Source organism: Sphingobium sp. (assembly GCF_003248505.1).
Classification (GTDB): Bacteria; Pseudomonadota; Alphaproteobacteria; order Sphingomonadales; family Sphingomonadaceae; genus Sphingobium.
The window spans coordinates 35,430-45,893 of record NZ_QFOA01000020.1 but is presented as its reverse complement, the minus strand read 5'-3'; the positions used below and the strand labels follow the sequence as shown (position 1 = coordinate 45,893).

Sequence of the window (10,464 nt, the reverse complement as noted above, 5' to 3'; positions counted from 1 at the left end):
CCTGCCGAAGCCGAAGATCAATATTATGCTGCCGCAGACAACATCGATATGGCAGCGTGACTCACAACCCAACGCCTCCGGCAGACCCGGCGCGGTTCACAGCGCCTCGCCCGGGTGGAGGATGCGCAATGCGTCGGCCCAGCCCTGGTCGAGCAGCCGGAAATAAGCCGCGCGCACCTCGGGCGCGAACAGCGCGTCGTCGAGCCAGCGCTCGGGTTTGTAGACGTCCAGTTCGGTCGGCATGACGTTGAAATCCCCGGCGAGCATCACCGGCAGGCCGGTTTCAAGCAGCCCCGCAGCATGCGCGATCAGGCGCTCGAACCAACGGAGCTTATAGTCGAACTTGGGGCCGGGTCTGGGATTGCCGTTGGGTAGATAGAGGCCGCCGATCAGGATTCCGTTGACCGCCGCCTCGATATAGCGGATGTGACTGTCATCGGGATCGCCGGGCAAACCCCGGCGGGTTTCGTGAATCTCGCCGACACGGCTGAGGATGGCGACGCCGTTCCAGCTCTTTTGCCCGTGCCAGATCGCATCATAGCCAAGATCGCGGATCGCTCGCAGCGGGAATTTCTCCTGCGGCGCCTTCAATTCCTGCAGGACGACGATGTCGGGCTGGCGTTCGGCCAGCCAACGCAGCAGCACCGGCAAGCGGCCATTGACCCCATTCACATTGTAGGTCGCGATGATCACAGGTCGGGAAGGATCTGATCGGCGCGCCCCCAATGGGCAAGGTTCTTCGACGCCGCGCGCTTCACCATCTCCGCTCCATCGCCGATATGCCAGTGCGATGGCTTGTCGAGATCGCGCAGTTCCTCCCAGGTCAGCGGAACCGCGATCGGCGCATATTCGCGTGTCCGCGCGCTATAGGGCATGACTGCGGTCGCGCCGCGCTGATTGCGCAGATAGTCGATGAAGATTCTGCCCGTGCGCTTCGCCTTGGCCAACGCGGCGGTGAAGCGGCCCGGCTCGGCCTGGGCGAGCGCCAAAGCAAAGCGATGTGCGAAGTCCTTTACTACCGGCCATTCGGCCGAGGGCGTGAGCGGCGCGATGACATGGACGCCCTTGCCCCCGGTGACCATCGGGAAGGTCGTCAGACCCATCTGAGCGAGCACGTCCTGCACATGGAACGCCGCCGAGACGACATCCTGGAAATCCAGTCCCTCGTCGGGATCGAGATCGAAAACCAGGCGATCAGCCTTCTCGACATCCTCGATCCGCGCGCCCCAGCCATGAAACTCGATCGTGCCCATCTGGACGCAGGTGAGCAGGCCGGCGGGCGTATCGACGAACAGATAGGGTTCGTCATGGCCGTCCTTCTCGCGGATGCCGACTTGTTTGACGTCGTCGCCAAAGCTGCCGGCGTCATGTTTCTGGAAGAAGCATTTCTTCGATCGACCCTGCGGACAGCGTACGAGGCTGATCGGCCTGCTGCCGGCCCAAGGCAGCATGATCGGCGCGACGATCTCATAATAATCGGCGAGCTGGCCTTTGGTGAGCTTGCCTTCCGGAAAGATCACCCGCTCGCGATTGCTGATCTTGACGCTGCTGCGGGCCGGGGTGGTCGCGATGGCAACCGGTGTCTCGGTCTCCAGCACGACGGCTTCGGGCTTCTTGTCCTCGCGAAGCCCAAGATAGCTCGGATGACGCAGCACGCCTTCGTCGGTGAACTCGACAAAGGCGATCTCGGCCACAAGCCTGGGTTCGATCCAATGCGCGCCGCGAACAGCGGCGCGGGGCGCGTCGACGGTCGGGCCTTTGCGCGCGAGCGGCGCCATGATTTCCATGAGCCGCTCGATCTCATCGGCGGTAAAGCCGGTCCCGGCCTTGCCGGCATAGCGCAGCTTCCCATTCTCGTTGACGCCGAGCAGCAGCGAGCGGAACCCGCGCTGCTTATCCGAGGGCGTCCAGCCGACAATGACGAACTCCTGCCGGCGGATACACTTGGTCTTGAGCCAAGTGCCCGAGCGCGAGCCGCTGTATCGCGCGTCGGCGCGCTTCGAGATCACCCCTTCGAGGCCGGCGCCGCAGAAGCTGGCTAGCAGCTTCTCGCCATTGCCGACGATGTGATCGGAATAGCGGATGCGCCCTTTGGCTTCGCCGATCAGCGCCGCCAGCTTCTCCTTTCGCTCGATCAGCGGCGACCGGGTCAGATCCTCGCCGTCCAGTTCAAGCAGGTCGAAGGCGAAATAGTCGATCGCGTCAGGATCGCTTTTGAGCGCCGCCTGCAGGGCCTGAAAGCTGGTACGGCCGTCGGGAAGGGTCACCACCGCCTCGCCATCGATCAGCGCGCTGCCGACGTTCAGCTTCAACGCGTCGGTGATCAGCCCGGCGAACCGATCGGACCAGTCGAGACCCGAGCGCGTATAGGCGCGCCCTTCGCCGCCACCGATCGCGAGGAGCGTTCGATAGCCGTCATATTTGAGTTCGTGCAGCCAGCGATCGCCCGGTGGGACATGATCGACGAGCGCGGCCAGCTGCACCGGCTGAAACGGCGGCAATAGGCCAGATTTCTTGCGGCGGGCGGGCGCGGCGGCGGGCGTTCTGGAATTGCCGGCCGCCGCAGGTGACGCTTTGGCGCCCGCCTTGCGCTTGCGCACAGCCTTGCCCGCTGCAATCTCCTCCATCGTGCGCCCCGTATCGACGCTGGTAAGATGGGTGCCGATCAGATCGTCTGAGCCGCCGGCGAATTCATCCTGCACCTTTCGCAAAATCCAGTTCTCGCCCTTTTCCTTGCCGCGCGGCTTCAGACGAAAGAGGATCCACTCACCCTGCATCCGCCGGCCGTGAAGAATGAAGTGGAGGTGACCTTCGGGCAGCGTCTGGCGAGGATCCTTGCCGGGGATCGATTCCCAGGTGCCATTGTCCCACAGCATCACCGTGCCGCCGCCATATTCGCCTTTGGGGATCGTGCCTTCGAACCGGGCATAGTCGAGCGGGTGATCCTCGGTGCGGACCGCGAGGCGCTTGTCGTCGGGATTGCTGCTCGGCCCGCGCGTGACCGCCCAGCTCACCAGCGTGCCGTCCAGTTCGAGGCGGAAATCATAGTGGAGGCGCGACGCCGCATGCTTCTGGACGACAAAGCCGTTGCCGGTGGTCGGCTCGGTTGCGCCCGACGGTTCGGCCGTGCGGTCAAAGTCGCGCTTCTCGCGATATTTTGCGAGGCGCTCGTCGGCCGAAGTGATGTTCGCTCTCGAGGCTTGTGCCATATCGATTTCCGATCAGCCTGTTAATTCGTGCGGTGGCGAACTCGTTCCCCACTCGCCCCTTCGCCGATCGTGCGGACGAAGCGATAGCTTGCCTGTTCGAACTTCAGCGAGCGGAAGAAATTATGGCTGTTGTCGATCGTGATGTCGCTCATCGCCTCGATTTGACGGCAGCCGGCCTTGGCCAGCGCGGTCTCGGCGGCCGCCAGCATCGCCGTTCCGATGCCTCGACGACGGTGGCTCTTGTCGACTATGAGCACTGTCACGCGCCCGATCGGGCCGCGATGGATAGTCCCTACAACCGCCCATCCGCAGCAGCCGACGATATCGCCCAGCTCGGCGACTACCATTCCGGCCTTCGCCTTTCGGCCGGCTGCGAGATTGTCGGCGACCTGCGTGCTATCGAGCGATACACCGCTGAGCAGGGCGAAAAGCGCCGCCAGGGAACCGGCATCGTTCGCGGTGACAGCGCGAATACGCAGCTCCGGTTCGGGTGCGGGCATAGGCTCGGGATCGGGCTGGGGCGCTGGCTCAGCTTTTGGGACGAGCCGGAGTGAAGGCTTTGAACGCGCCTTCTTGGAAGGTTTCCGTGCCGGACCTGGCTCTTCTCGTCTATGCGGCGCCGAACGATCTCGTAACACCGGTTTTGCCCGGCGGCGGATGGGTTCCTCGTCCTCCTCGGGCTTGGGCGGGCGGGGTTTCTCTCTGGGGGCAGGTCGATCGGGAGTCGCGTCGGCCGACTGCTTCCATGTGCTTTGCTCGCTGCTTCGCAGATAGTCCTGGATGTCGTCGGCGCTCGCGGTCAGGCCATCGTCGCCGATACCGAGCAGCGCCTTGCCACCCGCATCGGTCAGGCCATATTTCCCGAAGTCGCCGGTGCCGGGCTTGCGTCGCCGCGACTTGACCAGCCTCAGCCCCCGGTGCTGCGCCATCTCGCGGAGCTCGTCGTCGCTGACCTCTGCCATCTTACGACGAGCCTGCGATGCCAGTATTTGTCAGTGCGGCAGGGGCGCCTCGGCGTCTTATGGGTTCCAGATGGCGCGACGCCCGGAACGGCACCCGGTGATGCGCGGTTCTCCAGATATGCGCGCGCATCCCTTCTCCCAATCCTCGATGATCAGCCGCATCGGCTTCGACGACGATGCCGGTATCCTGTCGATCTCGTTTCGCGATACTGGCACATATCTCTATTACGACGTGCCGGCCGAGACCTTCGAGGCCTTCTGCCATGCGGCTTCTGCCGGAAGCTTCTTCAATGAGCTGATCAAGGACCGTTTTCGCTACGCACGCGATCCCGAACGACGGCGCTTCGGGCCGAACGCCTGATCGCTCAGGCTTCGCCAAGGGCACGGTAAACCGACATCAGATGCCGAGAAGCGATGGCCCGCGCGCGCGGCGACCTGATCGTCTCCTCATTGGTCTCATGAAGCATGGTGAGCATGTCGAGCACTTCCTGGCGGGGCGTGCCCGTTTCTCGCAAGTGCGTGCCGATCAACGTCAACAGATTGGCCCACAGCGTGATGGCGCCTTCGGCAAATGCTGCATCGTCGTCGACGGTCGCCGCTACCGGGTCGGATCTGTCCGCCACGGATCAGGCCCGCTTGCGCGCAGCCGGTTTCGTGGCTGGCTTGGCCGCAGCCTTCTTGGCGGCCGGTTTCGCGGCAGCCTTGCTGGTCTTCTTTGCCGTCGCCTTGGACGAGCCGCCACCCGATGAGCCGAGCGAGTTCTTGAGGGCGGCCATCAGGTCGACGACGTTGGAACCACGCGAATCGCTGCCCTTGTCATCGCTCTCGATGTTAAGCGTCTTGCCCTTCTTCTTGCGCTCGATCAGCTCCTTGAGCGCGTCGGCATAGCGATCGTGAAACTCCCTCGCATCGAACTTGCCGGTCTTCTTGTCGATCAAGGTGGTGGCGAGGTCGAGCAATTCCTCGTCCGGATCGGTATCACCGATCTCGCGGAAATAGCTCGTCGCCTTGTTTACCTCGTCGGCGTATCGCAGTGTCTCCATCACCATGCCGCGCCCGCAAGCCTTTATGCTGACGACATATTCCCGTCCGCGCATCGCAAGCTGGCCGAGGCCGATCTTGCGGGTGCGGCGGAGTGCCTCGCGCAGGACGATGAAAGCCTCCTCGGCGAGATCGTCGGCCGGCACGACATAATAGGGCTTCTCGAAATAGATCGCGTCGATGTCATGGCTATCGACGAACTGGGTCAACTCGAGCGTTTTCTTGCTCTCCAGTTTGACCCCCTCGATCTCGTCGTCGTCGAGCAGGACATACTCGCCCTTGGCATATTCGAAGCCCTTGACGATCTCATCGACGTCGACAGGGCCGATCCCCGGCACGATCTTTTCATACTTGATCCGTTGGCCCGATGGCTCATGGATCTGGTTGAACGCGATCGTGGCGCCGCTCCTCGTCGCCGAATAGATTTCAACGGGAATGGAGACCAGCGCCAGTCGGATCTGACCTTTCCAATAGGGACGTGCAGCCATCGATCCTCTCCTTCGCAGATTCTCCTAATCCCTAATGCCTTCGGCTCGTTCCCGCGCAATCTGCATCGCCGCGTAATCTACGTCGCCGCACCAGGCAAAGGTGTCGATGACCGGTGCATGGGGCTGTCGCTAGCCCGCGATCAGCGGCTCGCTGGTCGGGATAAGGAACGGCATCAGCAAACTTTGCTTCCCTATGGTTGAGTGCTAGAAGGCGAGGGCGCTGCGAAAAGGGCAGGGCCGGGACTGCTAATCCCGCAAATGGCCAAGGAAGCTCGGGAAACTCTGTTTTCCGGGATGCCGCCGTGCATGTCCAAACCTTCGGGTGAAAGACGGCGGCGCATGTCATTTGCGTGTTAGCAGTCCCGGCGGCTCCCGCGTCCAGTGCGCGGGAGTTCGGGATCGTCACCGCATCCGCCTCGGCACTTCCGCCTCATCCGCCATGGATGCGGGATGGAGATTCCCATGCACGAAAGCCGTGGAGACGATGCACCTTCCCTATCGGGCCGTACGGGCGATCACGTCACTGTCGAGGAATTCGAAAAGCTGCGACAGCGCGTTCCGCCGCGCGTCATGCATCTATGTCCCCACGACCGAATAGCGATCGAGCGCACGACGCGGATATTATGTGCCTGTCTCGATGACGGGCAGGAACGTGCGTTCGGGTACGGCTCGCTCTACTGGCTCATGCTCGTGGGCGACAACGCCGATCCGCAAAAGATCGACAAGCACCAACTTGAACTCTCCAAATTCGAACTCTGGGCATTCGTCGATCCCGAGTTCAATAAGGGAAGGGCACGCCATCTGGATGAGGCCCGACATATCATTAAAGCGGAAGTGGATCACCTGGCGACGATCACGTTGTCCATCTTCACCATCGATGAGCCCAAACGGTTCCGCGTTGAAGACAACCACTTCCTGACGGATCGCTATGACACGGGCATCGTTCTCTACGACCGCGCAATGGATGGACCGCGGGAGCCAAAGGCGCAGGCGCGTTTTGACAGGATTACGGCCGCTGCCATGAGGCTGCCCGAACCGCAGCATTCTGCCTTCGCCTGGTACCGGCGCCATGGGCTGGGCACGGTCAAGGGACTGGCGAAGTGCACACGCAGCTCAGCTAAAGAAGAGATGCACCTCGCTCAGGCCTTTGGGAAATTGCTCGGGTGCATCGGGGACGATGCCCTCCCGCATTCGCTTCGTCCCGGAGCGCGCAATCACCCATCCCGCAACCTCAACCTCTATCACCGCCCCCAGGACTTCGACCGGATTCTGGCGGTGTCTCATTACCGTCACGCCCTGTATTTCCTGGAGACAGCGGAGGAGACCCTGCCGAAATACGGGCTTGATGTCCTCGTCCGCCATGCCGCCTATTCTACCGAGTTTGGGCTCAAGGCGATCCTTTTGAAGGCAGGCTACCACGACCACTTGATCCGCCGGCAAATCGGCCTCGATCTCGAGCATGCCTTGCTGGACGCCTTGAGGAACGGGTTGCCCGAGCCCTCGCCAGATCTGATGCGGTTGATTGGCCCGCTCTCTCGCTATCACAGCCAGGGCAGAACCCCGGAGCTGGCGCGGGCCGTAGGGGCGGCGGTGCCGCCTGACGAGATTGTGGGGACGGTCTGCGCGTTGATCCGGTCCGTAGGGTTGGTGACAGGCTATGAAGGGTTACCCGCCGATACCGGTTGAGGAAGCGTTCTGCGAAAGGAAAGTCCCGGAGTGGACCGCGCGCCGCACTGCATTGAAATGCACCGCCCAAGGTCCCGAATTACCGAGGATGTGAAGGGCTCCTCGACGGGAGAACCCTGCTGGCAGCTTCGTGGCATGTCGCAAGCCGTAGCCGGCAGTGATGAAACGGCAATGCATGTCGCACATGCCGCTCTCGTCCGCATGCGCATGTGGCAAGCGCGAGATCATCACGATAGGAGTGTCCTGCAGGAGGGCGCCCCGATTGATGCCTCAGTTCAAAGATATATTTCGATTCAACACGCATAGTGCTTTGTTGGCGATGCCAGGGTTCGCCCTGTTGCTTGTGGGCGGTGTGAGTGCCGGCGCCGCGATGCCGGCCTCCATCGCAGCGGGTGCGGCGTTCTCGGTCGGCTTCGGGGCGACCAAGCGAGTGTTTCATAATCGATGGGCCGCGATGACGCTGGCTGGAATCGGCATGACACTTGTCGCCTTTATCGGCACGATCCTTGGCAACGATCCATATGTGACACTGGCGGCGACAGCCCTAATGGGAGGCCTTTGCGGTGCGTTGATCAGCCGCGACATCGATTTGTGGTGGGTCTGGCTCCAGATCATCATTGCCTTTCTGCTGGCGCTGCACTTCCCCGGAAGCGTGCTCGATGGTCTGCGCCGGGCTGTGTTGGTGGCGGGTGGGTCTGCGATCCAGATCGCAGCGGTCGGATTGATGGTGGGAGTGATCGGCGAGGGAAAAGAAATTCCGGCAGCGCGCAGCGATCGGGCGACCCGACAGGAAATGCTGCTCCACGCGCTTCGAGCGGCGCTGTGTATCACCATCGCAAAAGTCGCCGCGGACAAGGCAGGTGTCGAGCATGGCTACTGGGCTGCCCTGACCGCTATGGTCGTTCTCAAGCCGGGGCTACGCGATACCGGTGTACGTGGCATCGAGCGAATTGGCGGCACGGTCGCCGGCATTGTTCTTGCGACGATAGTGCTGCATCTGCTGGCTGCGGTACCGCTTCCGCTGGCGGGTGCTGCTGTGTTGTCCGCTGGTTGTGCGTTCGGGTTCCAGAAAGCGCGTTACGCGGTTCTGAGCGCGGCCATCACCATGAGCGTCATATTGATGATCGCGCTGGCGGGCGGAGAGATCAAAGGCGCGGAAACCGACCGATTGCTCGCAACGCTGATCGGTGGCGCTGTCGCCCTGGCCGGGGCAATGATCGCACCGCGCCGATTGCCGGGTCAGCGCAACGCCGATGACAACGAATGAATCTGCTGCAAATTCATGCGATCACCATTCGAGCGGGGCGGTCGCGCTCTGGCCATACCCGCTCCCATAAGGAAGGCCGCAGCGTTTAACCAAGAACGGCAAACCGCTGCAGTCTCAGGCTGACAGTGCCGGTCCTGGTGCGTCGGTGATACGGGACACTGCAACGAGCCCGCCATCGCAGAAATCGATCGCAGCCTCAGCTCCTTGCCAAGCGCAGTAAGGCCAGCCAGCTTACAGTCACGTCCAGAAGATTCTCCCTGGCGATCCTGTCGATGCCGGAAATGCCCAGCAGCGCGCGAACCTGATCGAGCGAGACCCAAGATCGCGGGCGCGCCGGAGGAAGGACAGCCGACCCATAGTTCGCCCATGGTGCCGAGTTGGACATAGGGCTTGCTTTGCGTCCTGTAGGGATTGCTGTGCAGAACTGCCGCCCGATATAGGTGGCATCGATTGCTAAGTGCCCACGTCCTTCATTCTCCCACATACCGACACAAGGTGCGCGCCTTGGAATGCCCGGTATGCCCAACCACAGCGTTGGGAAGCTGTACGGCTTCAGGATAGCGTTTCAACGCTCCTATCGACCGCAGTGGAGAGAATAACGGCTGTATCCTGCCAGGCGGCAGCCCCTCTTTCGGGGGCCTGGCAGGGCGTAACAACATCCATGACGCGGCTTGTGGCCCAAGATCGGCCGCCACGCACCGAAGCCGAAATGCCTCGGATCGGAACGAGAAAGACTGTAAGAACGGCCTTGTCGAGGCCCAGGAAAGAGATCGCCTGCTTTGAGCTGAAAGAGAACTTTCTTTCCGCCTTGCATAGGCTTGTGCCTCAAGGCATCCCATTAGGGGGATCAGGCTGAGGGCGGCGTACCCTGACAATGCTGCACAGCCCCCGCAGCGGTGATGAGAAAGGCTTCATCGCTAAAACGGACGGAAGGCAGGATGATGGATCAGCGTGTCACAGATCTTTGGAATCGCCTCATGGCTTACAATGAGGGCGACGCTATTCCGCTTGCCGCATTCCGTGACGAGGTTCTGCAGTTGCACGAGGCCATCACCGATGAGGAGAGCCGAATTGGCCTCATGCGGATCTTCAATCTTGTCTGTGACTTAGTGGCGGTGCATCTCGAAGAAACGGGGGGCGATCTCCACGCTTTTGCCGCTCATCGGCAAAGCCAGATTTGGATGTTCTTGCGGGCCGAAAGCCTTCTCGATGGCGTGCTGGACCGTAGCCGACTTCGTGATGTGACCGGGCGTGAGGTGCAGGCCGGTCGCATGACGCCGGACGATCCGCTGCGACTGTACGCCCTGGGCGATGATTCGGCTTTCGCCGAGTTCTTGGAAGCGCCGTCAGCGCAGCCGACGCGCCACTAGGACGGAACACCGGCCTGCGGGCTCGCAGCAAGAAACAGCGCAGCGAGCGGCGCAAAGCTGGCGCCGATAAACCACGACGCAGTCGCTTTTCTGCCTGCGCCGGTGTAACGATGCTTGGGTGAAAGCTGCTATTCACCGGCCTTGAGGACTGTCCGAAGGAAAGGCCGAGGAGGATGAATCCGAGGATTATGTAGATGCACTCACCTGCGCTGCCTTGGCTGAAAAGCTGGGGAGCAAATCCACTGCGCGCCGCAATCATCCCAGTCGAGCAGCCCAATCGGATGGACGCTGGACCCTCCTTGCGTTCCTTCTCGCCTGGGCGATCGTTGTGCTGACAATCGGTGGGGCGATCTGTATTATCTCAACGTCAATATGATGCCGATGCCCGCGAGCATATGAGCACCATGTTCGGGCATTGATGGAACCGATGGCGAGCAGCCG

The 10,464-nt window shown here is 61.9% G+C and carries 8 protein-coding genes and 1 pseudogene; 4 read left to right on the top strand and 5 right to left on the bottom strand.

From position 1 onward, the window contains the following. Window positions 1-105: 105 nt before the first annotated feature. From DI606_RS09280 to DI606_RS09270, 3 genes and pseudogenes are all read right to left on the bottom strand, one after another. A pseudogene (locus tag DI606_RS09280) lies at window positions 106-693 on the bottom strand (exodeoxyribonuclease III); the annotation flags it as partial. Further along, window positions 690-3,209 carry a DNA ligase D gene (ligD, locus tag DI606_RS09275; protein WP_004212614.1) on the bottom strand — a complete coding sequence of 840 codons (2,520 nt, stop codon included), beginning with the start codon at window positions 3,207-3,209 and terminating at the stop codon, window positions 690-692. The pseudogene DI606_RS09280 and the gene ligD, both read right to left, overlap by 4 nt. 20 nt (window positions 3,210-3,229) lie before the next feature. After that, the gene (locus DI606_RS09270) at window positions 3,230-4,171 is read right to left on the bottom strand and encodes a GNAT family N-acetyltransferase (RefSeq protein WP_004212616.1); all 942 of its coding nucleotides are present in this window, start codon (window positions 4,169-4,171) and stop codon (window positions 3,230-3,232) included. Window positions 4,172-4,241: 70 nt separating this feature from the next. Here DI606_RS09270 and DI606_RS09265 point away from each other — a divergent pair, with 70 nt between their 5' ends. Next, window positions 4,242-4,532 (top strand): KTSC domain-containing protein, encoded by a 291-nt coding sequence (locus DI606_RS09265; RefSeq protein WP_199909653.1) that lies wholly within the window; start codon window positions 4,242-4,244, stop codon window positions 4,530-4,532. A 4-nt stretch (window positions 4,533-4,536) separates the two neighbouring features. Here the strand turns inward: DI606_RS09265 and DI606_RS09260 are convergent, their stop codons facing one another. Together DI606_RS09260 and DI606_RS09255 are read right to left on the bottom strand one after the other, a co-directional pair. Then, window positions 4,537-4,794: a hypothetical protein gene (locus DI606_RS09260; protein WP_004212618.1), complete on the bottom strand. Its 258-nt coding sequence runs from the start codon at window positions 4,792-4,794 to the stop codon at window positions 4,537-4,539. Between the two features lie 3 nt (window positions 4,795-4,797). Next, window positions 4,798-5,700 (bottom strand): Ku protein, encoded by a 903-nt coding sequence (locus DI606_RS09255; protein WP_004212620.1) that lies wholly within the window; start codon window positions 5,698-5,700, stop codon window positions 4,798-4,800. 450 nt (window positions 5,701-6,150) lie between these two features. Between DI606_RS09255 and DI606_RS09250 the strand changes: the two genes are divergently transcribed. From DI606_RS09250 to DI606_RS09240, 3 genes are all read left to right on the top strand, one after another. Then, window positions 6,151-7,386, top strand: coding sequence for a HEPN domain-containing protein (locus DI606_RS09250; RefSeq protein WP_051156936.1), 1,236 nt, complete (start codon window positions 6,151-6,153; stop codon window positions 7,384-7,386). A 454-nt stretch (window positions 7,387-7,840) separates the two neighbouring features. Continuing rightward, window positions 7,841-8,653, top strand: a complete 813-nt coding sequence (locus DI606_RS09245) for an FUSC family protein (RefSeq protein ID WP_293981923.1) — start codon at window positions 7,841-7,843, stop codon at window positions 8,651-8,653. A gap of 977 nt (window positions 8,654-9,630) precedes the next feature. Continuing rightward, window positions 9,631-10,023, top strand: coding sequence for a hypothetical protein (locus tag DI606_RS09240; protein WP_004212624.1), 393 nt, complete (start codon window positions 9,631-9,633; stop codon window positions 10,021-10,023). The last annotated feature ends 441 nt before the right edge of the window (window positions 10,024-10,464 follow it).